This is a genomic window from Pantoea sp. USMM079 (genome assembly GCF_037153115.1).
Lineage (GTDB): Bacteria > Pseudomonadota > Gammaproteobacteria > Enterobacterales > Enterobacteriaceae > Pantoea > Pantoea communis.
In genome coordinates this window covers 36,557-61,009 of the sequence record NZ_JBBCKX010000005.1, presented here as the reverse complement: position 1 = coordinate 61,009, position 24,453 = coordinate 36,557, and the positions used below count along the sequence as shown (strand labels likewise).

Annotated in this window: 23 protein-coding genes; 8 read left to right on the top strand and 15 right to left on the bottom strand. The window is 55.2% G+C overall.

Features of this window, described 5'->3' with window-relative positions:
- Window positions 1-21 precede the first annotated feature (21 nt).
- The 7 genes from nudK to WFP70_RS09900 form a co-directional block, all read right to left on the bottom strand.
- Window positions 22-600, bottom strand: coding sequence for a GDP-mannose pyrophosphatase NudK (gene nudK, locus WFP70_RS09930; RefSeq protein WP_097118572.1), 579 nt, complete (start codon window positions 598-600; stop codon window positions 22-24).
- A 275-nt stretch (window positions 601-875) separates the two neighbouring features.
- On the bottom strand, window positions 876-1,460 hold the full coding sequence (gene napC, locus WFP70_RS09925) for a cytochrome c-type protein NapC (protein WP_034825804.1): 585 nt from the start codon (window positions 1,458-1,460) through the stop codon (window positions 876-878).
- An 8-nt stretch (window positions 1,461-1,468) separates the two neighbouring features.
- A complete protein-coding gene (napB, locus tag WFP70_RS09920) occupies window positions 1,469-1,900 on the bottom strand; it encodes a nitrate reductase cytochrome c-type subunit (RefSeq protein ID WP_337023354.1) in 432 nt (143 codons plus the stop codon).
- A gap of 11 nt (window positions 1,901-1,911) precedes the next feature.
- The gene (gene napA / locus WFP70_RS09915) at window positions 1,912-4,398 is read right to left on the bottom strand and encodes a nitrate reductase catalytic subunit NapA (RefSeq protein ID WP_337023355.1); all 2,487 of its coding nucleotides are present in this window, start codon (window positions 4,396-4,398) and stop codon (window positions 1,912-1,914) included.
- Window positions 4,395-4,685, bottom strand: a complete 291-nt coding sequence (locus WFP70_RS09910; RefSeq protein ID WP_337023356.1) for a chaperone NapD — start codon at window positions 4,683-4,685, stop codon at window positions 4,395-4,397. The genes napA and WFP70_RS09910 overlap by 4 nt, the downstream gene beginning before the upstream one ends.
- Before the next feature lie 162 nt (window positions 4,686-4,847).
- Window positions 4,848-6,350: an L-asparagine permease gene (ansP, locus tag WFP70_RS09905; RefSeq protein ID WP_097118576.1), complete on the bottom strand. Its 1,503-nt coding sequence runs from the start codon at window positions 6,348-6,350 to the stop codon at window positions 4,848-4,850.
- A 278-nt stretch (window positions 6,351-6,628) separates the two neighbouring features.
- Window positions 6,629-6,901, bottom strand: a complete 273-nt coding sequence (locus WFP70_RS09900) for a YdgH/BhsA/McbA-like domain containing protein (RefSeq protein ID WP_058959094.1) — start codon at window positions 6,899-6,901, stop codon at window positions 6,629-6,631.
- A gap of 241 nt (window positions 6,902-7,142) precedes the next feature.
- Between WFP70_RS09900 and narQ the strand changes: the two genes are divergently transcribed.
- The 3 genes from narQ (at window position 7,143) to acrD (ending at window position 12,817) form a co-directional block, all read left to right on the top strand.
- Complete coding sequence (gene narQ / locus WFP70_RS09895; protein WP_337023357.1) at window positions 7,143-8,831, top strand: nitrate/nitrite two-component system sensor histidine kinase NarQ; 1,689 nt, start codon at window positions 7,143-7,145, stop codon at window positions 8,829-8,831.
- 41 nt (window positions 8,832-8,872) lie between these two features.
- Entirely contained in the window at window positions 8,873-9,505 is a 633-nt protein-coding gene (locus tag WFP70_RS09890; protein WP_058959096.1) for a response regulator, read from the top strand.
- 195 nt (window positions 9,506-9,700) lie between these two features.
- On the top strand, window positions 9,701-12,817 hold the full coding sequence (gene acrD, locus WFP70_RS09885) for a multidrug efflux RND transporter permease AcrD (RefSeq protein ID WP_034825785.1): 3,117 nt from the start codon (window positions 9,701-9,703) through the stop codon (window positions 12,815-12,817).
- Between the two features lie 95 nt (window positions 12,818-12,912).
- On the opposite strand, the gene ypfM is transcribed toward acrD, so the two are convergent.
- Window positions 12,913-12,975, bottom strand: a complete 63-nt coding sequence (gene ypfM / locus WFP70_RS26780) for a protein YpfM (RefSeq protein WP_141399026.1) — start codon at window positions 12,973-12,975, stop codon at window positions 12,913-12,915.
- A 404-nt stretch (window positions 12,976-13,379) separates the two neighbouring features.
- Here ypfM and WFP70_RS09880 point away from each other — a divergent pair, with 404 nt between their 5' ends.
- The 3 genes from WFP70_RS09880 to WFP70_RS09870 are packed head-to-tail and all read left to right on the top strand — an operon-like array spanning window position 13,380 to window position 15,091.
- The gene (locus WFP70_RS09880; RefSeq protein WP_034825783.1) at window positions 13,380-13,748 is read left to right on the top strand and encodes an ArsC family reductase; all 369 of its coding nucleotides are present in this window, start codon (window positions 13,380-13,382) and stop codon (window positions 13,746-13,748) included.
- A 1-nt stretch (window position 13,749) separates the two neighbouring features.
- Window positions 13,750-14,877, top strand: a complete 1,128-nt coding sequence (dapE, locus tag WFP70_RS09875) for a succinyl-diaminopimelate desuccinylase (RefSeq protein WP_034825781.1) — start codon at window positions 13,750-13,752, stop codon at window positions 14,875-14,877.
- Between the two features lie 25 nt (window positions 14,878-14,902).
- Window positions 14,903-15,091, top strand: coding sequence for a YpfN family protein (locus tag WFP70_RS09870; protein WP_034825779.1), 189 nt, complete (start codon window positions 14,903-14,905; stop codon window positions 15,089-15,091).
- A gap of 125 nt (window positions 15,092-15,216) precedes the next feature.
- On the opposite strand, the gene ypfH is transcribed toward WFP70_RS09870, so the two are convergent.
- The 6 genes from ypfH to dapA form a co-directional block, all read right to left on the bottom strand.
- Complete coding sequence (gene ypfH, locus WFP70_RS09865; RefSeq protein WP_337023358.1) at window positions 15,217-15,912, bottom strand: esterase; 696 nt, start codon at window positions 15,910-15,912, stop codon at window positions 15,217-15,219.
- A gap of 73 nt (window positions 15,913-15,985) precedes the next feature.
- Window positions 15,986-18,115 carry a tRNA(Met) cytidine acetyltransferase TmcA gene (locus WFP70_RS09860; protein ID WP_337023359.1) on the bottom strand — a complete coding sequence of 710 codons (2,130 nt, stop codon included), beginning with the start codon at window positions 18,113-18,115 and terminating at the stop codon, window positions 15,986-15,988.
- On the bottom strand, window positions 18,115-18,978 hold the full coding sequence (gene ypfJ / locus WFP70_RS09855; protein WP_038645493.1) for a KPN_02809 family neutral zinc metallopeptidase: 864 nt from the start codon (window positions 18,976-18,978) through the stop codon (window positions 18,115-18,117). The genes WFP70_RS09860 and ypfJ overlap by 1 nt, the downstream gene beginning before the upstream one ends.
- Window positions 18,979-19,201: 223 nt before the next feature.
- Window positions 19,202-19,915 (bottom strand): phosphoribosylaminoimidazolesuccinocarboxamide synthase, encoded by a 714-nt coding sequence (gene purC, locus WFP70_RS09850; RefSeq protein WP_034825771.1) that lies wholly within the window; start codon window positions 19,913-19,915, stop codon window positions 19,202-19,204.
- A 144-nt stretch (window positions 19,916-20,059) separates the two neighbouring features.
- Window positions 20,060-21,091: an outer membrane protein assembly factor BamC gene (gene bamC / locus WFP70_RS09845; RefSeq protein WP_034825767.1), complete on the bottom strand. Its 1,032-nt coding sequence runs from the start codon at window positions 21,089-21,091 to the stop codon at window positions 20,060-20,062.
- 14 nt (window positions 21,092-21,105) lie between these two features.
- A complete protein-coding gene (gene dapA / locus WFP70_RS09840; protein ID WP_337023360.1) occupies window positions 21,106-21,984 on the bottom strand; it encodes a 4-hydroxy-tetrahydrodipicolinate synthase in 879 nt (292 codons plus the stop codon).
- A gap of 110 nt (window positions 21,985-22,094) precedes the next feature.
- Here dapA and WFP70_RS09835 point away from each other — a divergent pair, with 110 nt between their 5' ends.
- Window positions 22,095-22,694, top strand: a complete 600-nt coding sequence (locus WFP70_RS09835; RefSeq protein ID WP_370523124.1) for a glycine cleavage system transcriptional repressor — start codon at window positions 22,095-22,097, stop codon at window positions 22,692-22,694.
- Window positions 22,695-22,834: 140 nt separating this feature from the next.
- Window positions 22,835-23,302, top strand: coding sequence for a thioredoxin-dependent thiol peroxidase (gene bcp / locus WFP70_RS09830; protein ID WP_034825761.1), 468 nt, complete (start codon window positions 22,835-22,837; stop codon window positions 23,300-23,302).
- 34 nt (window positions 23,303-23,336) lie between these two features.
- Here bcp and WFP70_RS09825 read toward each other — a convergent pair whose 3' ends face one another.
- Complete coding sequence (locus tag WFP70_RS09825) at window positions 23,337-24,404, bottom strand: AI-2E family transporter (protein WP_038645487.1); 1,068 nt, start codon at window positions 24,402-24,404, stop codon at window positions 23,337-23,339.
- Window positions 24,405-24,453 lie beyond the last annotated feature (49 nt).

Here is a 24,453-nt window from a genome sequence, read left to right as displayed (position 1 = left end):
TCGCCCTTAGTGATGCACCGGTTAGGCTTTTAACCAACCTGCAATCTGCGCATATTGCAGCAGCATAATCGCTTTACCGTCGAGGATGCGGCCATCTTTCACCATCGCCAGCGCTTGCGGAAAAGGCAATTCCAGCACGGTAATCTCTTCATCTTCTACGCCACCACCGGCATTGGCGCGCATTGCATCGCTATACTCTGCCGCGAAGAAATGGACGATTTCTGTTACGCCACCCGGTGACATGTAGGCTTCAAACAGCTTCTCGACCTTGCCGACCTCATAACCGGTCTCTTCGATGGCTTCTTTGCGGATGCAATCTTCCGGCGTGTCGTTATCCAGCAACCCCGCGCAGGTCTCAATCAATTCACCGCTGGCATTACCGTTAACGTAAGTCGCAATGCGGAACTGACGAATCAGCAGCACGGTATTTTTATCGCGGTTATAAAGCAGGATGGTGGCGCCGTTGCCGCGATCATAGACTTCGCGTTTGTGGCGGATGACTTCGCCGTTGCTACGGGTCAGTTCGTAGGTGAAGTTACGCAGGATAAAGTAATTATCTGACAGTAACTTATCTTTAATGATGTTGATCTTTAACGACATGGCCGCTCCACCGCTTAATGAGGGAGCCTGAGATAATAGGCGTTAGCGGCGGGGAAAACTATCTGAATTCGTGCGGCCAGTGCGCAATAAAGGGCGAGAACGGTCGCGCAATACGTTGCGCCGCTACGACAAGGTGCAGGGAAAACTATCTGAATTCGTGCGGCCAGTGCGCAATGAAGGGCGAGAACGGTCGCGCAATACGTTGCGCCGCTACGACAAGGTGCAGAGAGAAGTAGCGGCGCGATTTATCGCGCGAATTGATGACAATGCGAAAATCAAAAACCGTTCTTCTGCTCGCTCATATCCGGCAGGTGATGCGCAATTCCTTTGTGGCAATCAATACAGGTTTGCCCATCCTCCACCGCTTTGCTGTGCATTTTTGCTGCCACCGTCTTCTGCGCGGTGAAATCCATATACTCGAAGTTGTGGCAGTTTCGGCACTCCTGCGAATTATTGTTCTTCATCCTGCGCCACTCATTCTGTGCCAGCTCGATACGCGTCTCTTCAAACTTCTGCGGTGTGTCGATCAGGCCGAAGATCTTGGCGTACACCTCTTTGCTGGCTTGCAATTTGCGCAGCATTTTCGGACCCCATTCGTGCGGCACATGGCAATCCGGGCAGGTTGCACGCACACCGCTGCGGTTGTTGTAGTGCACCGTCTGCATATACTCCTGATACACGTTGTTGCGCATCTCATGGCAGCCAATGCAGAACTGCTCGCGGTTGGTCATCTCCATTGCGGTATTAAAACCGCCCCAGAAAATAATCCCACCGGCAAAACCCAAAATCAGCAGCGTGCCGAGTGCTAAGCGGCTGGGGCGTCGCCACCAGCGCCAGATGCGTAATAATCTCTGTTTCATTGATAACCTCACTGCCCAAAGCCGTTAGCCGGTTTAAAGGTGTTCTCCTCCACCGGTTTAGCATCGGTTTGCGGGACGTGGCACTGCAAACAGAAGTAGCGGCGCGGCGATACCGTGCTGCTCACCAGGCCATCACGATCGGTAAAGTGTGTTGGGCTCACGCGCGGTGCGCCGGTGGTCAGGTAACTTTGCGTGCCGTGGCACTGCAGGCAGCGGTTGACGTTTTTCGTCACCTGGTAGCCATCGACGCTGTGCGGGATCACCGGCGGCTGATTCACGTAGTTCAGCGGTTTGCGGCTCTGCTCTTTAGGCTGATGGATCGTGCCCTGCTGCGTGGCCGTGACTTCCGGGGATTGTGTGAGATCCACGCCATGACCCGCGTAAACCACGCCGCCCAGCGTCAGGGCAGCAACGGTGATAAGAGTAAATAAGGGTTTCATTACATCCTGCCTTAAATTTTGACCAGCTTAACGGCGCATTTTTTGTAATCGGTCTGCTTCGATAGCGGATCGGTGGCATCCAGCGTGACGTTGTTGGCCAGCACGCCAGCATCAAAGAACGGCATAAACACCAGCCCTTTTGGCGGTTGATTACGTCCGCGCGTTTCGACAGTCGCCACGGTTTCGCCACGGCGTGATACCACGCGGACCTTCTCGCCACGGCGGAAACCGCGATCTTTGGCGTCCAGCGGATGGATATACAGCAGCGCCTGCGGCACGGCACGATGCAGCTCCGGCACGCGACGCGTCATGGTGCCGGTGTGCCAGTGTTCCAGCACGCGGCCGGTACAGAACCACATATCGTACTCGGCGTCCGGTGCTTCAGCGGGTGGCTCATACGGCAGGGCAAAAATGGTGGCTTTGCCATCTGGTTTGCCATAGAAACGCACGCCCTCGCCCGCTTTGACGTAGCTGTCAAAGCCTTCGCGGTAGCGCCAGCGCGTCTCTTTGCCATTCACCACCGGCCAGCGCAATCCGCGCGCTTCATGATAGGCATCGAATGGCGCCAGATCGTGACCGTGTCCGCGACCAAAGCTGGCATACTCTTCAAACAGGCCTTTTTGGATGTAGAAGCCAAAATCGCGCGCCTCGTCGTTCAGTCGATCATCGGCCACTTCGCTCAACGGGAATTGATTAACCTGGCCGTTGGCGTACAGCACGTCATACAAGGTTTTATCCCGCAGCTCTGGCTGTTGGGCAATCAACGCTTCCGGCCAGACCTCTGCCACGCGGAAACGCTTAGCGAAATTCACCATCTGCCACAGATCCGATTTGGCTTCACCCGGTGCTTTCACCTGTTGATGCCAGAACTGGGTACGACGCTCGGCGTTGCCATAAGCGCCCTCTTTCTCCACCCACATTGCCGTCGGCAGGATCAAGTCCGCACACAAAGCACTGACGGTGGGATAAGGATCGGACACCACGATAAAGTTGCGTGCATCACGCCAGCCTGGCATGCGCTCCTGCGTCAGGTTCGGGCCCGCCTGCATGTTGTTGTTACACATCACCCAGTACGCATTCAGTTTGCCGTCTTTCAGCGCGCGATCTTGAGCGACCGCATGCAGGCCGATTTTGGCGGGAATGGTGCCCTGCGGCAGCTTCCACAGTTTCTCAGCCGTCGCACGGTGCTTATCGTTATTCACCACCATGTCTGCGGGCAGGCGATGCGAGAAGGTGCCGACTTCACGTGCGGTTCCGCACGCGGAGGGTTGCCCGGTGAGCGAGAAGGGACCGGTGCCGGGGCGCGAGATTTTTCCGGTCAGCAGATGGATGTTGTAGCACAGGTTATTGGCCCACACGCCGCGCGTATGTTGATTAAAGCCCATGGTCCAGTAGGAGACCACGTTGATGTTTGGGTCGGCATAGAGTTCGGCCAGCGCAATCAGCTGATCCTGCTCTACACCGCTCATCTCACTGGCTTTCTCTACCGTGTATTCGGCAACGAATTTGGCGTACTCGTCGTAGCTGATCGGCGTGGATTCGCCGCTATCCGGGTTTTTCGCTGAGGCCTGACGCGGATCGCTCGGGCGTAATCCATAACCAATATCCGTGACGCCTTTACGCAGCGTGACGTGATTCTGCAGGAAGGCTTTATCGACTTTGTTGTTCTGAATGATGTAGTTGGCGATGAAGTTAAGAATCGCCAAATCGCTTTGCGGCGTAAACACCATGCCGTTATCAGCCAGTTCAAAACTGCGATGACGGTAGGTAGAGAGCACGGCGACTTTAACATTGTCATCGCTCAGGCGACGGGCCGTCAGGCGTGACCAGAGAATCGGATGCATCTCGGCCATGTTCGAGCCCCACAGCACAAAGGCATCGGCCACTTCGATGTCATCGTAGCAGCCCATCGGTTCATCCATGCCGAAGGTACGCATAAAGCCCACCACCGCCGAGGCCATGCAGTGGCGCGCGTTAGGATCGAGATTGTTGGTGCGGAAACCGGCTTTCATCAATTTAGAGGCGGCATACCCTTCCCATACCGTCCATTGACCGGAACCGAACATGCCGATGGATTCAGGCCCGTTGGCTTTTAGCGCCGCTTTGAACTTCTGTTCCATGATGTCGAAGGCCTGATCCCAACTCACCGGGGTAAACTCGCCTTCTTTGTCGTAGTGGCCATCGGTCATGCGCAGCAACGGCTGCGTCAGGCGGTCTTTTCCGTACATGATCTTGGGCAGGAAATAACCTTTGATGCAGTTCAACCCACGGTTCACTTCCGCCTGCGGATCGCCCTGTGAGGCCACCACGCGCCCCTCCTGGGTGCCCACCAGCACGCCACAGCCGGTGCCACAAAAACGACACGGCGCCTTTTCCCAGCGGATCGGGGCGCCCAGTGCGGTCACGGCTTTGGTGACGCTGGGAATCGTAAGTCCTGCGGCCACTGCCGCCGCTGCGGCCGCATTGGCCTTCATAAATTCTCGACGACTGACTTTCATGATGCTTCCTTGTGACGATATCCCGTTTCGTCTTGCTGGTGATACACCAGAGAAACGGCCAATACATGCGGGATATTGCGGGTGGCTTCGATGTTATTCAGCAAGGCGCGACTATCAGCAGCACCCAGGGTCACGGCCAGCGTGCCGCGTGCACTGTCTTCGGCGGCGATTTCGCAATCAGAAAGCAACAGCAATGCCTGCTTTACCGCCGGGATGGCGTGAGATCGCGCCTGGATGACCAGACCGCATACGTGCCAACTGCTTTCAGGGAGAATGGAGTGCGTCATGCGCTCACCTCGTTTAGCCAGCTTGAGATGAGGCGTAAAATACCCTGAGCTTTTGCAGGGCTATATCACCCGAAAGGTGTATATCCCGATGTGGGATCAAGGGAAGGACAATTGAAATGAAAACGGGGGCCAAAAGGCCCCCGTTGATGAGAATGGCTGCGATTAACGCGAGCTATCTTCCGCCAGCTTAGCTGCCCCATCATCCTGTTCGTCATGATGATGGTCGTGCTCTTTCATGGCTTCCGCATGCACGCGTTTGCGCACACCGAACCAGCCCAGCACCAGTACCACGGCAATCAGCGGGATGGATGCAATAGTGTAGGTACCGTTTGGATAATCAAACGCCATCAACACCAGCACGCTCACCAGGAACAGCAGCGTCAACCATGAGGTGAACGGTGCCCACGGCAGCTTGAAACTGACGTCTTCCGCTTTACCTTCTTTAATCGCTTTGCGCAGACGCATCTGGCACACCACGATAAAGCCCCAGGAAGAGATGATGCCCAATGAAGCCACGTTTAGTACAATCTCAAACACCTGCGATGGCACATAGTAGTTGAGCACCACACCGACCACGTACACCGCGATGGTAACGAGGATACCGGCGAACGGCACCTGCTGTTTGCTCATCTTCGACATGAACTGAGGCGCAGAACCGCCCATCGACATGGAGCGTAGAATACGACCGGTGGAGTACAAGCCCGAGTTGAGGCTCGACAACGCTGCGCTCAGCACCACGATGTTCATCACGCTACCAATGTAAGGCACGCCCAGTTTGGAGAAGAAGGTCACAAACGGACTCTGCCCTGCCTGATAGGCGTTCCATGGCAGCAGCAGTACCAGCAGCACCACCGAACCGACGTAGAAGAGACCAATACGCCAGATCACGCTGTTGATGGCTTTAGGCAGCATGGTTTTCGGGTCTTTACACTCCCCGGCCGCGGTGCCCACCAACTCAATCGAGGCGAAGGCAAACACCACCCCTTGCACCAACACCAGCGCCGGCAGCAAGCCGTGCGGGAAGAAACCGCCGTTGTCCGTGATCAGATGGAAGCCGGTAGTATTGCCGTCCAGCGGTTTACCGCTGCCGAGGAACACCACACCGACGATCAGGAACACCACGATCGCCAGCACTTTCACCAATGCGAACCAGAACTCCATTTCGGCGAACCACTTCACGCCGATCATGTTCATGGTACCGACAATCGCCAGTGCGCCAAGGGCAAATACCCACTGCGGCACATCACCAAACGCGCCCCAGTAGTGCATATACAACGCAACTGCGGTGATATCCACGATACCGGTCATCGCCCAGTTAACGAAGTACATCCAGCCTGCCACGTATGACGCTTTTTCCCCGAGGAATTCACGTGCATAAGAAACAAAGCTGCCGCTTGATGGGCGGTGTAATACCAGTTCGCCCAATGCACGGAGAATAAAGAAGGAGAAGATACCGCACACCAGATAAACCAGTGCCAGAGCAGGACCGGCCATCTGCAAGCGCGCACCTGCACCAAGGAACAGGCCGGTACCGATGGCACCGCCAATGGCGATCATTTGTACCTGACGGTTACCCATTGCTTTGTGGTAACCGCTGTCGTGGGAATTGAGCCAGCGTCTTTTCGCAGCGCGTTGTTCGGCTGCGGTTTTTTTAGTTGAATTCATAGCTTTCCTGTTTGTCCTGACCATCAATCATCGCCTGACCAATCGTTTGCGTGCGGCGGTGCGAAATGGGGTAAAACCCGCTACCGATACGGCGGAACGATGTCGCGCGGTGAGCCGGGAATTTACGGCGATGAATCCTACCCGTTCTGCATGAACGAAGCAAAAAATACCGTTTGGTTGCACGAGTTGATTTGTAAGAATCGGTCGCGGTGCACAAAAAAACCGGCCAGTGAATGGCCGGTAAAGGGGTGGCTACAGGGAAATACTACGGGAGGGGATTAACGGTAAATCTCTGCGGTGCCGCTCCACAGGCTGGAATCGCCTGGGTTTTGCACGCCAATTACGCGGTAATGGCTGGCGCCCATATCTTCCGCTTTCTGCGACAGCTGGCGGGTTGCATCATCGATGGAACCGCGAACGCCGCTGATGGAAACGGTACCGCTGCTTTGCAGATTTTCCGCCTGCTCAGCACTTAAGGGTTGCGCGGCGAAGGCCGTGAAACTTGCGGTGGCAAGCAGTGCAGCAGTCAGAATGGCAATCGGTGTCTTCATCATTTGCTCCTGTTGTCGTCCGTTCATAAAAGTGATTACGCTGCAAATTATCAGCGAAGTAATGAAAAACAGGCACAGCAGGCCGTAAAGCCGTTCAATAATTCGCCAGCTAACGAGATGCAATCCAGGGAAAGGTAAAGAGAAGTGGATTTCTCTGCTAAAAGTAACCTGATGTGACGATTCCGGCTCGCTGTCTGCCTGACGCTGCCTTATAATCCCACGCTCTTATAAGGGTTTTATTGTGATAGTGAAACGTCCTGTTACCCGCACCATGGCCCGTGCCCTGAGCGCGATTGTGTTGTTGTCGCTGCTCACCACCGGCCTCGCGCTGTTAACGCTCTCCAGCAGTTTGCGTGATGCCGAAGCGGTGAATGTCGCCGGCTCACTGCGCATGCAAATTTACCGCCTCGCCTGGGATAGCACGCGCGATCCGCAGCAGTTGACGCAGCACATCCAAATCTATCAGCAAACCCTCAGCTCACCGGCTCTGCAGCATCTGGAGCGCCCGTGGGTGCCGAAGGAAGTCGCCAGCCGCTATCGCTATCTGCGCGATAGCTGGCCGCAATTGCAACAAACGCTACAGCCCGAGCGCGCGCAGATCTATCAGCAACGCGTTGCCGGGTACGTCAGTGAAATCGACCGTTTTGTGCTGGCACTGCAACATTACGCCGAACTGAAAATGCATCTGGTGGCGGCCAGTAGCCTGTTTGGTTTCCTGGCGATTGTGGCGCTGGCGCTGTGGACCATCCGTTTTATCCGTCGCAATGTGGTACGCCCGCTGGATTCACTGGTTACTGCCAGCCAATACGTTGAGCAGGCAAATTTCAGCTTTCCACCGTTGTCCGTCTCTCAGACCACCGAATTGGGTGTACTGGCACAAGCTTTTACTCACATGGCTGAACGTCTGCACTCGCACTATCGCCTGCTTGAGCTGGCGGTGCGCAATAAAACGGAAGATCTGACGCAAGCCAACCGCACGCTGAAATTACTCTATGAATGCTCGCAGGTCCTCACCAGTAGCCCACTTAATCCGGAATTGTTCCAGGGATTGCTGCGGCTGGTTCAACGTCGTGAGGCGTTAACCCTATTGAGCATCACCAGCGACGGTATTGATTTTCAGGCCGGCGTGGCAGAGGACGGTCTCGAATGGCATCGTTTGCCGCTGCAACAAGAAGATCAGTCACTCGGCGAACTGTGCTGGCAAACACGGCGAGCGCCTCCTGCCGATGAACTGATGCAAAGCCTGGCCAACATGCTGGCGCGTTCGTTATGGATTTGGCAGACGCAAAAACAGTACCAGCAGATGCTATTAATAGAAGAGCGATCCACCATCGCGCGTGAACTGCATGATTCGCTGGCGCAGTCGCTCTCCTTCCTGCGCATCCAGCTTACGTTGTTGCGCCGCAATGTCGATCACACCCAGCCCCAGGCACAATCGATTATTGCCGAGTTTGATCGCGCCCTGGCCGAGGCCTATCAGCAACTGCGCGAGTTACTGACGACCTTTCGTCTGACTATCGAACAGGCAGATTTAGTGCAGGCGATGCAGGCAATGATCGCCCCGTTGCAGGAACAGTCTCACGCCGCGATCGCCTTCGATTACCAATCGGGCCTGCAAACGCTGGATGCGCAACAGCAGGTGCATGTGCTGCAGATTGCACGTGAAGCCCTGCTGAACGCCATTCGTCACGCACAGGCGCAGCAAATCCATATTTTTTATCAGCGCGATGAAGACGCATTCCATCTGCTGACGATTGAAGATGACGGTTGCGGCATCCGTAGCCTGGAAGAACCTCCAGGCCATTACGGTCTGACGATAATGGCGGAGCGCGCTGCCCGGCTTTCTGGCAGCTTACTGATTACTCCGCAGACGCGTGGCACGCGCATTACGTTGCGTTTCCCACCGCGACCGGCACACCGGCTGGCTTAACGCGATACACTTATGTTGAATGGACTTTGACTGGAGAATTTATGGCCCCCTCTTCCCTGACTATTATGATCGTTGACGATCATCCGCTGATGCGTCGTGGCATCCGCCAACTGCTGGCACTGGAACCACGTCTGGAAGTGGTGGCCGAAGCCAACAACGGTACAGAAGCGCTGGCTGAAGCACGTCGCCTCTCGCCCGATGTGATATTGCTCGATCTGAACATGAAAGGCATGTCGGGTTTAGATACCCTGAAAGCCCTGCGCCACGAAGGGATCGCTTCGCGCATTTTGGTGCTGACCGTTTCCGACGCACGCAATGATATTTACGCCATGGTCGATGCCGGCGCTGATGGCTATTTGCTGAAAGACAGTGAGCCGGAATTATTGCTGGCGCAGGTCATGCGCGGTGCAATGGGTGAGAATGTGTTTAGTGAAGTGGTGGCAGAATATCTGGCAACGCGCCAGCCGAGCGCCAATCCTTTCAAACAACTCACCGAGCGTGAACTGGATGTATTGCAGGAAGTGGCGCGCGGGTTATCCAATAAAGAGATTGCCGCCACCTTGCATATTTCCGAAGAAACGGTAAAAGTGCACATCCGCAATCTGCTGCGTAAACTGGACGTTCGTTCACGCGTCGCCGCCACAGTGCTCTGGCTCGAGAGCCGCAATGTGTAGCAGCGCACAGAAAACCAGCACGACATTTACACTTTCTCCATAATTTATCCACGATTCTCTAATTTGCGCCGCGTACAGTAGGCAGCAGCAGGAGTTTTCGGGATAGCACCTTGCACTCCGCCGACGTGAAGCCGACTGCGCTTCACGTTTTACATAATAAAAGTAAAAAATACGCAGCTGAGGAGTGTCGGTTCCATGTCGAATTTTTTTATCGACCGCCCCATTTTTGCCTGGGTTTTGGCTATTTTGCTTTGTCTTTGCGGCACACTAGCGATCATCTCCCTGCCCATTGAGCAGTATCCCGATCTCGCACCGCCTAACGTGCGTATTACTGCCAATTATCCCGGTGCCTCTGCGGAAACGCTGGAGAACACCGTTACCCAGGTTATCGAACAGAACATGACCGGTATCGATAACCTGATGTATATGTCCTCAAACAGCAGTAACACGGGTCAGGCGCAAATCACCCTCACCTTTACTGCTGGCACCAATCCTGATGAAGCCCGCCAGCAGGTACAAAACCAGCTGCAATCCGCACTGCGTAAATTACCCGCCGCCGTTCAATCTCAGGGCGTCACGGTAAATAAAACCGGTGACAGCAATATCCTGATGATTGCGTTTGTCTCTACCGACGGAAGTATGGACAAACAGGATATTTCAGATTATGTCGCCAGTAACATTCAGGATCCGCTGAGCCGCATCGATGGTGTGGGTCAGGTTGATGCCTATGGTTCGCAATACGCGATGCGTATCTGGCTCGATCCTAACAAGCTGATTGCCTATGCGCTGACCACCGATGACGTGGTGACGGCGATTGAATCGCAGAACACCCAGGTGGCGGTCGGCCAGGTTGGCGGCTTGCCATCGGTGGATAAACAAGCGCTCAATGCCACCGTCAATGCGCAGTCGATGCTGCAAACACCAGAGCAGTTCAAAGCCATCACGCTGAAAACCAACAGTGACGGCTCGGTGGTGACGCTGGGCGATGTGGCTGACGTGGCGATGGGGGCGGAAAAATACGACTTCCTCAGCCGCTACAACGGTCAGGCGGCGTCCGGTCTCGGTATTAAGCTGGCGTCCGGCGCCAACGAAATGAACACCGATAAGCTGGTGCGTGCACGTGTGGAAGAGTTGTCGCACTACTTCCCGCACGGGCTGGAAGCCAAAATCGCCTACGAAACTACGCCGTTTGTGAAAGCCTCGATCACCGACGTGGTGAAAACGCTGCTGGAAGCGATTCTGCTGGTGTTCCTGGTGATGTATCTGTTCCTGCAGAACTTCCGCGCCACGCTGATTCCGACCATTGCCGTACCGGTGGTGCTGCTCGGCACCTTCGCGGTGCTGTATGCCTGCGGATTCAGTATCAACACGCTCACCATGTTCGCCATGGTGCTCGCCATCGGCCTGCTGGTGGATGACGCCATCGTGGTGGTGGAGAACGTTGAACGCATCATGAGTGAGGAAGGACTTTCACCGCGCGCCGCCACGCGAAAATCGATGGGACAGATCCAGGGGGCGCTGGTGGGTATTGCGCTGGTGCTGTCGGCGGTATTCGTACCGATGGCCTTCTTCGGCGGCACCGTGGGCGCTATCTATCGCCAGTTCTCGATCACCATCGTGTCGGCGATGGTGTTGTCGGTACTGGTGGCGATGATTTTGACGCCAGCCCTGTGCTCGACGCTGCTCAAACCTCTCGAACAAGGCCATCATCATGGACGTCGCGGCTTCTTTGGCTGGTTTAACCGCAACTTTAATGCCAGCGCGGAACGCTACGAACGCGGAGTCGCGCGTATCTTGATGAAGGGCGGGCGCTGGCTGGTGCTCTATCTCGGCATCATCGGCGTAATGGCGTTTCTGTTTATCAAGCTGCCGACCTCGTTCCTGCCGCTGGAAGACCGGGGCGTATTCCTGACGCAGGTGCAGCTGCCGCCGGGCGCGACCTTGCAGCAGACCTCCAACGTGGTGGCGAAAGTTGAAAACTATTACATGACAGCCGAGAAAGACAACGTGCTGTCGGTGTTCTCAACCATCGGTGCCGGTCCGGGTGGTAACGGCCAAAACGTGGCGCGCCTGTTTGTACGCCTGAAAAACTGGGAAGAGCGTCCAGGCAGCGATCGTACCTCATTCGCCATCATCGATCGCGCCACCAAAGCCTTCCATAAAATCAAAGAGGGCCGCGTGATCGCCAGCAGCCCACCGGCGATTACCGGCATGGGCAGCTCGTCGGGCTTTGATATGGAGCTGCAGGATCACGGCGGTATTGGTCATACCCAGTTGATGGCGATGCGTGACAAGCTGCTGGAGTTGGCCGACAGCAATCCGGCCCTCTCTCGCGTGCGTCACAACGGCCTGGATGACAGCCCGCAGCTGCAAATTGATGTCGATCAGCGCAAAGCCCAGGCGCTGGGCGTTTCGCTCGACACCATCAATGACACGCTGACCACCGCATGGGGCTCAACCTATGTGAATGACTTCCTCGATCGCGGCCGCGTGAAGAAGGTATATGTGCAGGCCGCAGCGGAATTCCGCATGCTGCCAGGCGATATCAACAAATGGTACGTTCGCAACAGTAGCGGCACTATGGTGCCCTTCTCCGCCTTCGCCACCAGCCGTTGGGAAACCGGTTCGCCGCGTCTGGAACGTTACAACGGCTACTCTTCACTGGAGATCGTCGGCGAGGCCGCCAATGGCGTCAGTAGCGGCACCGCGATGGATGTGATGGAGAAACTGGTGGGGCAACTGCCGTTAGGCGTTGGCTTCCAGTGGACCGGAGCCTCTTATCAGGAACGTCTCTCCGGTTCACAGGCACCTGCGCTGTATGCGATTTCGCTGCTGGTGGTGTTCCTGTGTCTGGCCGCGCTGTATGAGAGTTGGTCGATTCCGTTCTCCGTGATGCTGGTGGTGCCACTTGGCGTGGTGGGTGCGCTGGTGGCAACCTGGATGCGCGGACTCGAGAACGACGTGTACTTCCAGGTTGGCTTGCTCACCGTGATTGGCTTGTCGGCGAAGAACGCCATCCTGATCGTGGAATTCGCCAATGAGATCAACAGCAAAGGACGTGAGCTGATGGAGGCGACGCTGGAGGCTTCACGTCAGCGTCTGCGCCCGATTCTGATGACGTCGCTGGCCTTTATCTTCGGCGTGCTGCCGATGGCGATCAGCAGCGGGGCGGGTTCCGGCAGCCAGCATGCGGTCGGAACGGGCGTCATGGGCGGCATGATCTCCGCGACGATATTAGCGATTTTCTTCGTGCCGCTGTTCTTTGTGCTGGTGCGTCGTCGCTTCCCGTTAAAAGAGAAGTCACACGATTAAAGCCTAAAATAAAACGGGGCCGCGATATTCGCAGCCCCGTTGTTATTTGGATTGAATTACAGCAAGTTGGGAGTGCCCTGCTTTTCTCTTCGCGATTACTTACTACGTAACATCGCTTCAATAAATTCTTTCCAGTTCCCCAATTCGGTGTCGACCATCATACCCTCTCTTATTGTAGTGGTGATTCTACGCCGATTTTTTCTACAGGTGAATACGTTTCCACCACTCAACACTATCGGCAAAAGCGCAAAAAACCTTCAATTTGTCGAAAATGCGTACTGACGCACATTTCAGCAAGCCGTTAACACCACAGGGAAAAATCACCTGCGTTATCGGGTAGCACATTTTTCCGATCAGGATAATTCTTAGGAAACTGATGATGCCACCAGGAACTATTCAGGACGTTAATGAAAACGTTTACTGGACCTAATTAATAGAATTGATAACGCTGAAATTATCATTAAAAAACAAATAAAACGCAGCGCCTAACGCCGCAGAGGTCACAGCCAGCAGAGCGCTATGGTAAACTCGCGCTTTATTTTTCACAGGATGGGAACAGGCGATGACAGCGCAGTGGGTGATGTACGGAATTAAAAATTGCGACACCATAAAAAAAGCACGCAACTATTTAGCAGAATCCGGCACCGACTATCGTTTTCACGATTATCGCGTGGATGGCATCGATGACGCGCTACTGCAATCGTTTATCGATCAGCTTGGCTATGAAGTGCTGCTCAATACGCGCGGTACCACCTGGCGTAATCTGCCAGAAGCGGAGCGTGCAGCCGTCACCGATGCGGCCAGCGCGAAAGCCGTGATGCTCGCCCAGCCTGCCATTATCAAACGTCCGGTATTGTCTGCCCCTAACGGTGACTTGCTGGTCGGTTTCAAAGATTCCCTTTATCACGCGTTTATCCAGGAGAAGTCATAACATGTTCTGTCCGGTCATTGAGCTGGCTCAGCAGCTAATTCGTCGTCCGTCACTGAGTCCGGATGATGCCGGTTGTCAGGCGCTGTTAGTGGCACGTCTGGAAGCGATTGGCTTTACGGTCGAACAGATGCACATCGGCGATACCCTGAACTTCTGGGCCACACGTGGTCAGGGCGAAACCCTGGCGTTTGCCGGTCACACCGATGTGGTGCCGCCAGGTGATGCTAATCGCTGGATCAGCCCGCCGTTTGAGCCTTCGATTCGTGATGGCATGCTGTTTGGTCGTGGTGCCGCGGACATGAAAGGATCGCTGGCGGCGATGGTGGTGGCTGCAGAACGTTTTGTCGCGGCTAATCCGCAACATAAAGGACGTCTGGCATTTCTGATCACTTCCGATGAAGAAGCCAGCGCGGTTAACGGCACGGTGAAAGTGGTTGAGCGTTTGATGGCGCGCAACGAGCGCATGGATTACTGCCTGGTGGGCGAGCCTTCCAGTACCGAAATCGTTGGCGATGTGGTGAAAAACGGTCGTCGCGGTTCGATGACTGCCAATCTCACCATTCACGGTGTGCAGGGCCACGTGGCCTATCCGCATCTGGCCGATAACCCGGTGCACCGCGCGATGCCAGCCCTGAATGAGTTGGTGGCCACCGAGTGGGATCAGGGCAACGAATTCTTCCCGCCCACCAGCATGCAGATTGCCAACGTGCAGGCCGGCACCGGCAGTAATAACGTGATCCCCGGTGAATTTTTCGTGCAGTTCAACTTCCGCTTCAGCACCGAACTCACCGATCAGATGATCAAAGAGCGTGTTGCTGCCCTGCTGGATCGCCATCAGTTGCGTTACACACTGGAGTGGAATGTTTCCGGTCAGCCGTTCCTGACCTCGCGCGGCAAACTGGTTGATGCCGTGGTAAATGCTGTCGCGCACTATAATGAGATTAAGCCACAGTTACTGACCACAGGCGGCACCTCTGACGGACGCTTTATCGCGCGGATGGGTGCGCAGGTTGTGGAGCTGGGCCCGGTGAATGCCACCATTCATAAAATCAATGAGTGCGTGAAAGCGTCAGATTTGCAGATGCTGAGTCGTATGTACCAGCGCATCATGGAACAGCTGATCGCTTAAGTAAGCACGCTAAAGGAGCAATGGGATGGAATTCTTTAAAGAGTACTGGTGGATCTTAGTGATCCTGCTGATGGTCGGCATTTTAATGAACGTTTATAAAGACTTAAAACGTATCGATCATAAAAAATTCATGGATAACAAACCGGATTTACCACCACATCGCGACTTTAACGATAAATGGGATGATGACGACGACTGGCCGAAGAAAAAATAATTGCGGTTAATCTCCTCCCTGTATACGTAGCGGCGTGATGCGCCGCGCTTCTGATAGCGAAGTCGCTACAGAATTGCGCGATTAATCTCGCCGTTACGTTAAGAGCAACCCTCACTGTTCAACCATCACATCATCATGATGACATCATCATCGCCCGGTTTAGCCCCGCTGAGCGCCTCGTCGAAGTAGCGACGCGGAATGGTATAACGCAGATGATTCAACGCCAGTTGCATGCTGCGATCATCAATGGCATGCGGCAAATCGTCCACCACATCCAGCGTCACATCCCCACCCAGTGCGGTTAACCGTTGCATTGCGGCTTCGGCATGCTCCAGTGGGATCTGCTCATCATAATCACCGTGGATCAGATGAATGGTATTACGAGAGCTGACGCGCTCCGGCAGCGTGCTGTAACGACCGCTAAACACAATCGCGCGTCCTGCCAGATCGGCATGGGCTTTGACGCCTTCCAGTACCATGGTGCCGCCCTGCGAAAAGCCGACCAGCGCGGTAGCTTCCGGCCGGACACCCGATGCCTGCTGCCAGTGACGCACCGATTCCACAAACATCGGCATCACGGCATTCACGCCCTGCTGTTCCGAGCGGTCATGCGCGGGAATATCCGCAAACCATTGGCGACCCTGCGGCTCACTAGCCGGATAGGGCGAACCCACTGAGACAACGAATGCCTCCGGAAACGCTTTGGCGAACCAGTTGCCGACTTGCGCCATCGAATCAGGATTGTCATTCACGCCGTGATACAGCAAAAACAGCTGCGCAGCGTGTGTCGGTTGCTGAACAATTACATATCGTAGTGCCATAAGATCCTCCTCAAATCACTATACGCCGCTGAGGCGGGAGTGATATTGGGAAAATTTGAACGAGATAATGGATTTATTGCAACGATGCCAACTGCTGCTGCCACTGTTCCGCCCGGCTGGCATCACACTGAATCAATGCTTCAGCCGTCTCCTGGCGTAAGCGTTGCACCAGGGCTTTGCGACCACTGAGTCCCGCTTGCTGCGCTACAGCACTCAACGCTTGTTTTTGCACAAGTATGGCTTCAAGCAGCGGTTGCGAGGAGGCTCGCACCAGGCGCTGCAACGCGGCATAGCTCGCCTCATAAGGCCGTTGCGCCCAGGCAAATCCTGCCAGCAGCGGCCAGTCATCCTCGCTCAGTGTCTGAGAGTGATCGGTTGTCTTGAAGGGAACATCAATAATGTCACGCAACCACACCGCGTCACGCGCAAATCGCTGTGCCGCCTGCTGCTGCAGTTGTTCTCCGGCAGGCGTTAAGGGACGTATCGCCATCGCCGCATAGCAGCCACTGCTGGCTTCACGCTGTGAGCCGATGCGTACCAGAGTAAAGCCACAACGCTGCCAGAACTGCCAGAGCGATTCGGTATAGCCAAAACTCACCGAAAGGAAATCGCATCCTTCCGCCTGCTGCTGTGCCATGGCCACCAACGCGCTGCCAATACCGCGCTGTCGTTGTGCGGCTAACACGGCAATGCGACTGATACGCTGCGAGCGCAAGGTGGCGGCTTCGGCAAATCCCGCATGGGCTGCCAGTGACTGTGCGACCAGATTGCCGCGCGGACGGCGCAACCCCGCCCAGACGGCATCAGCCAGCGGCTTGTCTAACCCCCCCTCTTCCACCAGCCACAGTGCGCCGACAATATTTTCTGGCGTGCCTGCCAGCCAGAAACGCATGCCGGGGGCATCGAGCATGCGCCGCAGGTCAATGGGAGAAGTGCGATAGTGGGCGCTCGCCAGCAGACGGTAGCCCGCTTCCAGTGCTCCTTGCTCTGGCGTGGCGGGGAAAATCGTTATCTCGCCGTTAGGTCCGCTTTCTATCGCATCCTCAAACAGCAGCGCATGGCTTAGCCACTGCTCCAGCGGATCGTGCACTGACCAGCGCAAGGGTTCATCGAGCTGGAAATGTTGCACCTGTGGCAAGGTAGCGCAGAAACGCAGCATAAAACCGCGCCCGGTGCCCTCGTAACCCTGCACGGTGGTGATCATCAGCACACGAGGGAAACGCTGCACAAACTGCTGCAACAACGGTGCTGGAATGGCGGCCGCTTCATCAACGATCAGCCACTGCACTGACGGCTCAGCGTCCATCGCGAGAATGGCATCCGGTGCCATAAAACGAAAATGTTCACCGGCAAATGCTGCCAGCACCTCAGTGGAAACTTTGGCCGGTGCCGTCACCAGGCAGTGCTGATTATGCTTGGCCAGCATCCCGGCCAGCGCCGATTTGCCCCGTCCACGTGCAGCCGTGATCACCGCCACGCCGAAGGGCATCTTAAGCAGCTGTTGCAGGATCCGCGCCTGCTGCTGTGGAGCCTGGCAGTGCCAATCGGGTAAGTCCAGTAAGGCAGGAGTACGCGCAGGCTGGTGTGGGTGCTGTAATTCGGGTACGCGCTCACATTGATGCTGATGCAGTAATTCAGATGCGCGCTCAGGTTGATGCTGATGCAGTAATCCGGATGCGCGCGCAGGCTGGTGTTGCTGCAGCAATTCGGGTGCGCGCTCATGTTGATACTGATACTGATACTGATGCTGATGCTGATGCAGCAATATGACCTGCGGATCCTGCTCAATCAGCTGCTGCAGATGGTGAATGAAATGAGGCGTGGCGATCGGTTCGCCGACATCGGCCCAGCGCAGGCTGTCGCAGTCCGGTTGCGTGGCCCAGTCTTGCCACGGCGGCGTCAGTAACAACAACCAGCTTCCCGCACGCAACGTGCCCGCTAACGCCGCAAAGGCCTCCGCATGGAAACCGCTGCGCGCATCGAAAATCGCATGCTGGAATTCACGACCCAGCAGCGTGCGCAGAGCTGCAGGCGCCACGCGCTGGGGGAAATCATCGCTGTCGCTGAGCGTGAGCCAGTCGCCGGACAGCGCTGCACGCCACTCAACTACCTGCTGCATCGCCCAGTCAGCTTCACCGGCGATCACACACAAGCGACGAATGCCCGCTCGCTGCATCGCGGCGGTGATATCAACTAACGACATCAGTTGGCGGCGAAGGTGTTGCAGTCGCCCGGGTTTCCGCTGTCAAAACCGCGTTTGAACCAGGTATAGCGCTGTTGTGAAGTGCCGTGTGTGAAGCTATCCGGCACCACGCGGCCCTGGCTTTTCTGCTGCAATCGGTCATCACCAATCGCTTCTGCGGTATCCAGCGCTTTCTTGAGGTCGCCCACTTCCAGCATATTTTGCTGCTGCACATAATGGCCCCACACGCCGGCAAAGCAGTCTGCCTGCAACTCCATTTTCACCGACAGCTGATTGGCCTGCGCCTGAGTGGCACCCTGCTGCATCTGACGTACTTTCGGCTCGATGCCCAGCAGTTTCTGGATGTGATGGCCGACTTCATGCGCAATCACATAGCCCTGCGCGAAGTCTCCGCCCGCACCCAGCTTGGTTTTCATATCATCGTAAAACGACAGATCGATATAGACGGTTTGATCCGCCGGACAGTAAAACGGCCCCATCGCCGACTGGCCGGTGCCGCAGCTGGTCGATGTGTAGTTGCGATACATCACCAGCTTAGGCGGAACGTACTGTTTGCCCATTTTCTGGAACAGCGTGCCCCAGGTCTCTTCGGTAGTCGCGAGAATCACCTTAGTGAATTTGGCATCCTCATTATCCTGCGCAGAGTTCACCGGGCGCTGTTGCTGTTGTGTCACCGGCGTGCCGCCTTCCAGCAGCGCGGTGAGGTCGTAACCGTAATAACCCGCCACGGCCACCACAATCAGCAGAATGATGCCGCCCTTGCCGCGTGGAATGCGGATTTGCCGACCGCCGCCGCCCAATCCGGGTGAATCATTGCGACGATCTTCTACATTGTCGCTTTCACGACGACCTTGCCAGCGCATGGCTCGCTCCTGTTAAAAGGTTTTGCATGATTTTAGTTGGCGGCATCGCTAATCACCAGCGTTGCGGCGTTAGCGTCGCGAGATTGAGAGAAAGGAGGCGTATTAAATAACGTGCAGGCAGGGTAGAAACAGAAAAGGCCGCCAACGATGACGACCTTTCATTTATGACGACCCCCTGTTTACCGTGCGCTGGAATGCGCACCGAAAAGGCATCGCTGAAGACTTAATCCAGTTTCACACCCAGGCGGTGCGCCACTTCTTCATACGCTTCAATCAGGCCGCCGAGGCTCTGACGGAAACGGTCTTTGTCCATTTTGTCCATGGTTTCTTTGTCCCACAGACGCGCGCCATCTGGCGAGAACTCATCGCCCAACGTCACTTCACCGTTAAACAGACCGAACTCCAGCTTGAAGTCGACCAGGATCAAACCGGCGTCATCAAACAGTTTGCTCAGTACGTCGTTGGCTTTGAAAGTCAGTTCCTGCATGCGCGCCAGATTGGCTTTGCTGACCCAGCCAAAGGTCTCGCAGTAGGATTCGTTGACCATCGGGTCGTGTTTGGCGTCATCTTTCAGGAAGAGATCAAACAGCGGTGGATTGAGCAACATGCCCTCTTCCACGCCCAGACGTTTTACCAGCGATCCTGCCGCACGGTTGCGCACTACGCACTCCACCGGCACCATCTCCAGCTTTTTGACCAGCGCTTCGTTATCCGACAGCAGCGCTTCCATCTGGGTCGGAATGCCCGCTTCCTGCAATTTGGTCATAATGAAATGGTTGAACTTGTTGTTCACCATTCCTTTGCGATCAAATTGCTCGATTCGTGCACCGTCTCCTGCTGACGTATCGTTGCGGAATTCAAGTACCAGCAGATCCGGATTATCGGTGCTGTATACGGTTTTCGCTTTACCGCGATACAACTCAGCTCGCTTTTGCATCTCATTAACTCCAAACATGAAAGAACCCGTGTTCAGCGGTGTTTCACCGCGCGATGACTGCCTGACGCAATCGTTTACTTCGCCGGGCGCTATTATGCCAAATCCAAAACAAAAAGGCCGGAGAATCTCCGGCCCTTTGGCAATTTATTTGTTCAGTGCACCCTGGAACACCGCCACCAGTGCATCGTTCTGCGCCTGAGTGAGCACGTGGCCCTTAGGATCAATGAACTGCAGACTGCTGCGGTTATCCAGATCGCCAACCTGCAATTTGTAATCGCCGTTTGGCAGCTCAGGATCTTTCGCACCAATCGCGTCAAACGCGCTGCTGCCCGGCTGCTTGTAGGTCACTTTCAGACTACCCTGCGAGCGGTTGTCATCGGTGACTTCCATGCCCACACGCTTCAGCGCCGCTGGCAGACGCTGCCAGGTGACGTTAAACGGTGAACGCAGCACCAGCAGTGGCAGACCGGTATCATCTGCGCCGCTCTGGACATCAATCTGCCCGGTCGCGCGGCCCGCAGCGGCATCAGCACTGGCGGTGTCGATCTTATCCAGACCGGTACTGATGTCGTTCAACATCTGGCCGGTGTAGCGTTGGATCTGTGCCGGAGCCGTCACCGTCTCACCTTTCTGCTGCAATTCCAGCAGACGGACTGTCAACACCTGCTGATAGCTCTGGTTTTGTACGCTGATCTGATAACGACCACGATACTGGTTATCTTCATCCGCACGGTTCCACTGCACCCAATCGGTGGTCAGCTGCTGCCCAGCATCATCACGCTGTGCAATCGGGAACTTGTAGGACTGGATCACATTCACCACCTGTGACCAGATCGAGCCACGGCTGCTCTCAACCGCCAGCACACCGGTATTACCAGTGAACTGTGCACGCGTGCCGTTCAGCAGCGCCAGAGGTTGAGCCGGAGGACGAATATCCAGTTCTTTACCTACTGCACCCTTCGCAACAGTGTGCGGCACATCGTAATCGCCATTCTGCAGAGGCAGAATCATCCCCGCCGGGGCTTTTAAATCATGCAGTTCAGGCGCCTGCAGGTAAGATTCATCACCGCTGACCTGGCGCTTATAACGCTGATCGCTGGAACAAGCTGTTAGCAGCATCAGGGTGGACAAGCCCACCACGGTTGCCAGCGTCGAGCGCTTAACTGAATAACTCATTGATTCTCCCTAATTTATCGCAGACCCGCTTTAATCAGCGCCTGAGCCGTTTTCGCCTGACCGGCTTCGGTCAGTGGCGTCATCGGCAAGCGCAGCGTGTCATCCGCGATTAATCCTAGCTGTTTCGCTGCCCATTTAACCGGGATTGGATTGGGTTCACAGAAAAGCGTCTGGTGCAGGTGCATCAGACGCTGATTCAGGCGACGCGCTTCGGCAAAATTACCCTGTTGCGCCAGCGCACAGAGTTCAACCATTTCACGCGCTGCAATGTTGGCTGTAACCGAGATTACGCCTTTGCCGCCCAGTTGCATGGAGTCCAAAGCTGTCGCGTCATCGCCGCTGACAATAATGAACTCATCATTAACCAGCTCTTGGATCTGAGAAATACGCGATAAGTTCCCGGTGGCCTCTTTGATTCCGATAATATTTTTAATTTCGGCCAGGCGAGCCACGGTTTCTGGCAGCATGTCGCAGCCCGTACGTGATGGTACGTTATACAGCATCTGTGGCAGATCGGTGCTTTCGGCAATCGCTTTGAAGTGCTGGAACAGACCTTCCTGAGTTGGACGGTTGTAGTAAGGCGTCACGGTCAGACAACCCACCACACCGGAGCCGGTAAAGCGCTTCGTGAGAGAGATACCTTCAGCAGTGGCATTGGCGCCGGTACCGGCAATCACCGGGATACGGCCATCCGCCAGCTCCAGGGTCTGCATCACCACATCGCCATGTTCTTCATGGCTGAGGGTAGCGGATTCGCCGGTGGTGCCAACAGAAACAATCGCCGCGGTGCCGCTGGCAACATGATAATCAATCAGTTTTTTCAAACTCTCGCGGCAGACATTACCTTTTTCATTCATTGGCGTAATGAGCGCAACAATACTTCCGGTGAACATGGGCTATCCCCTCGACAAACAAGTGCCTCATGTTACGTTTTACCTCGAAAGAAAAGCAAGCGAGCCAAGCCATTCCTACCCTTGTCAGCAGTTTTTTTTATGTTTACCTTATGGTTATTAGCGAACGTACAGGAAATGCCATTTTGTCGCAGTCACAGCCTCACCATCTGGTGATCACCGCATTGGGCGTTGATCGTCCGGGTATCGTCAATACCATCACTCGCCACGTCAGTAGCTGCGGCTGTAATATTGAAGACAGTCGTCTGGCGATGCTGGGCGATGAGTTCACCTTCATCATGTTGCTTTCGGGGAGCTGGAACGCGATAACCCTGATTGAATCCACGCTGCCGATGAAAGGGGCTGAGCTGGAACTGTTGATTGTGATGAAGCGCACTAATGCGCGCGTCACCCCACCGATGCCAGCCACGGTATGGGTGCAGGTGGAAGTGCCAGATTCTCCTCATCTCATTGAGCGCTTTACCGATCTGTTCGATAAACATCAGATGAACATTGCCGAATTGGTGTCGCGTATTACCCCGGCACAGGAAGGTGTCCCACCGACACTGTATATTCAGATGACGGCACACAGCCCGGATAATCAGGCCAGCGCACCGTTTGAACAGGCCTTCAACAATCTGTGTGAAGAACTGCATGCACAAGGTTCAATTCGTCTTTATAGTGTCACCGACGATGCCAACAACACCCTGTAAGCTAACGCCGGATTATTTCTCCACACACTCTGCCCTGCGGCATACCGTGTAGTGAAATAACCCAGAGGGTGGCACCCGCTGGTGCTTTTTGCCGCGAGGGTGTATTACCCACAGCATGAAGAAAAAAATGGAGAGTTGTGATGAATCCACTGAAAGCCGGTGATACCGCACCGAAATTTAGCTTGCCCGATCAGGACGGCGAACAAGTAAATTTGGCCGACTTCCAGGGACAGCGCGTTCTGGTCTATTTCTACCCGAAGGCCATGACGCCGGGTTGCACCGTTCAGGCCTGTGGTCTGCGCGACAACATGGATGCGTTGAAAACCGTGGGCGTGGAAGTGCTGGGCATCAGCACCGATAAGCCTGAAAAACTGTCACGCTTCGCCGAAAAAGAGGTGCTGAACTTCACCCTTTTATCTGATGAAGACCACCAGGTCTGCCAGGAATTCGGTGTCTGGGGTGAGAAAACCTTTATGGGTAAAACCTATGACGGTATCCACCGCATCAGTTTCCTGATCGACGGCAACGGCAAAGTTGAGAAAGTCTTCGACGACTTCAAAACGTCGAACCACCACGACATCGTGCTGGATTATCTGAAGTCGGCATAAAACAAAACGGGTGCACAATGTGCACCCGTTTTGTTTACCCCTGCTGATGCTCCAGCGCCGTTTCCGGCCAGGCGCGCACCACGGCTTTGATTAACGTCGCCAGCGGGATGGCAAAGAACACGCCCCAAAAGCCCCACATACCACCAAAAATCACCACCGAAAGAATGATCACCAGCGGATGCAGGTTGACGGCCTCTGAAAACAGAATCGGCACCAGCACATTACCATCCAGCGCCTGCACCACCAGATAAACGATAAACATCGTCCAGAAATCGGTGCCTAAGCCCCACTGGAACAGACCGACGCCAATCACCGGAATGGTGACCACCATCGCGCCGATGTAGGGAATTAGCACGGAAATCCCGACCAGTACCGCCAGCAGCAACGCATAGTTGAGCCCTAAGACCAGGAAGGCAATCCAGGTGACAAACCCTACCGCGACCATCTCCAGCACTTTGCCACGAATGTAGTTGGTGATTTGCTGATTCATCTCCTGCCACACCACGCCCGCCAACCCGCGATTGCGCGGCAGCACGCGACGCACAGCATTGAGCATCTGTTCTTTATCTTTCAGCAGGAAGAACACCATCAGCGGCACCAGCACCAGATAGATCATCAGCGTCATCAGCCCGACTAGCGAGGCCAGTGAGTACTTCACCAATGACTCCCCCAACCCGGTCAGGCGGCTACGCAGATTCTCCACGATGATATCGATGATGCCCGCATCCACCAGCGCCGGAAAACGCTTCGGCAACCCGGCGGCATAGACGTAGAGCTTGTTGAGCATATTCGGCAGGTCACGCAGCAAATTGATGCCCTGCTGCCAGGCCACTGGCGCAACAATCAGCACCATCACCAGCAAAATACCGGCAAAAACAATCAGCACCATGCTGGTGGCGCAGGTGCGGCTGCATCCCAGGCGCTGTAATCGAACGGTTGGCCACTCCAGCAGATAAGCCAGCACCAGCGCGACCAGCAACGGTGCTAATAATCCACTGAAGAAAAACAGGATACAGAACGCCATCAACAGGATTACCAGCAGGCCAATCGCCTGCGGATCGCTAAAGCGACGTTTGTACCATTGGAAAAGCAGAGCCAGCATTTCACTTCCTTGACGCCAAAAACGGGATGACGATTGTACAGAAATTTAC

What these genes read in the sequence shown, in the direction of transcription:
- WFP70_RS09870 (WP_034825779.1), top strand. Translation starts at nt 14,903, where the DNA reads ATGGAATTCTTTAAAGAGTACTGGTGGATCTTAGTGATCCTGCTGATG.
- ypfH (WP_337023358.1), bottom strand. Translation starts at nt 15,912, where the DNA reads ATGGCACTACGATATGTAATTGTTCAGCAACCGACACACGCTGCGCAG.
- WFP70_RS09910 (WP_337023356.1), bottom strand. Translation starts at nt 4,685, where the DNA reads ATGACGCACTCCATTCTCCCTGAAAGCAGTTGGCACGTATGCGGTCTG.
- WFP70_RS09835 (WP_370523124.1), top strand. Translation starts at nt 22,095, where the DNA reads ATGGTTATTAGCGAACGTACAGGAAATGCCATTTTGTCGCAGTCACAG.
- WFP70_RS09825 (WP_038645487.1), bottom strand. Translation starts at nt 24,404, where the DNA reads ATGCTGGCTCTGCTTTTCCAATGGTACAAACGTCGCTTTAGCGATCCG.
- acrD (WP_034825785.1), top strand. Translation starts at nt 9,701, where the DNA reads ATGTCGAATTTTTTTATCGACCGCCCCATTTTTGCCTGGGTTTTGGCT.
- bamC (WP_034825767.1), bottom strand. Translation starts at nt 21,091, where the DNA reads ATGAGTTATTCAGTTAAGCGCTCGACGCTGGCAACCGTGGTGGGCTTG.
- napB (WP_337023354.1), bottom strand. Translation starts at nt 1,900, where the DNA reads ATGAAACCCTTATTTACTCTTATCACCGTTGCTGCCCTGACGCTGGGC.
- dapE (WP_034825781.1), top strand. Translation starts at nt 13,750, where the DNA reads ATGTTCTGTCCGGTCATTGAGCTGGCTCAGCAGCTAATTCGTCGTCCG.
- WFP70_RS09890 (WP_058959096.1), top strand. Translation starts at nt 8,873, where the DNA reads ATGGCCCCCTCTTCCCTGACTATTATGATCGTTGACGATCATCCGCTG.
- WFP70_RS09860 (WP_337023359.1), bottom strand. Translation starts at nt 18,115, where the DNA reads ATGTCGTTAGTTGATATCACCGCCGCGATGCAGCGAGCGGGCATTCGT.
- ansP (WP_097118576.1), bottom strand. Translation starts at nt 6,350, where the DNA reads ATGAATTCAACTAAAAAAACCGCAGCCGAACAACGCGCTGCGAAAAGA.
- WFP70_RS09900 (WP_058959094.1), bottom strand. Translation starts at nt 6,901, where the DNA reads ATGAAGACACCGATTGCCATTCTGACTGCTGCACTGCTTGCCACCGCA.
- dapA (WP_337023360.1), bottom strand. Translation starts at nt 21,984, where the DNA reads ATGTTCACCGGAAGTATTGTTGCGCTCATTACGCCAATGAATGAAAAA.
- WFP70_RS09880 (WP_034825783.1), top strand. Translation starts at nt 13,380, where the DNA reads ATGACAGCGCAGTGGGTGATGTACGGAATTAAAAATTGCGACACCATA.
- purC (WP_034825771.1), bottom strand. Translation starts at nt 19,915, where the DNA reads ATGCAAAAGCGAGCTGAGTTGTATCGCGGTAAAGCGAAAACCGTATAC.
- napC (WP_034825804.1), bottom strand. Translation starts at nt 1,460, where the DNA reads ATGAAACAGAGATTATTACGCATCTGGCGCTGGTGGCGACGCCCCAGC.
- napA (WP_337023355.1), bottom strand. Translation starts at nt 4,398, where the DNA reads ATGAAAGTCAGTCGTCGAGAATTTATGAAGGCCAATGCGGCCGCAGCG.
- ypfJ (WP_038645493.1), bottom strand. Translation starts at nt 18,978, where the DNA reads ATGCGCTGGCAAGGTCGTCGTGAAAGCGACAATGTAGAAGATCGTCGC.
- bcp (WP_034825761.1), top strand. Translation starts at nt 22,835, where the DNA reads ATGAATCCACTGAAAGCCGGTGATACCGCACCGAAATTTAGCTTGCCC.
- nudK (WP_097118572.1), bottom strand. Translation starts at nt 600, where the DNA reads ATGTCGTTAAAGATCAACATCATTAAAGATAAGTTACTGTCAGATAAT.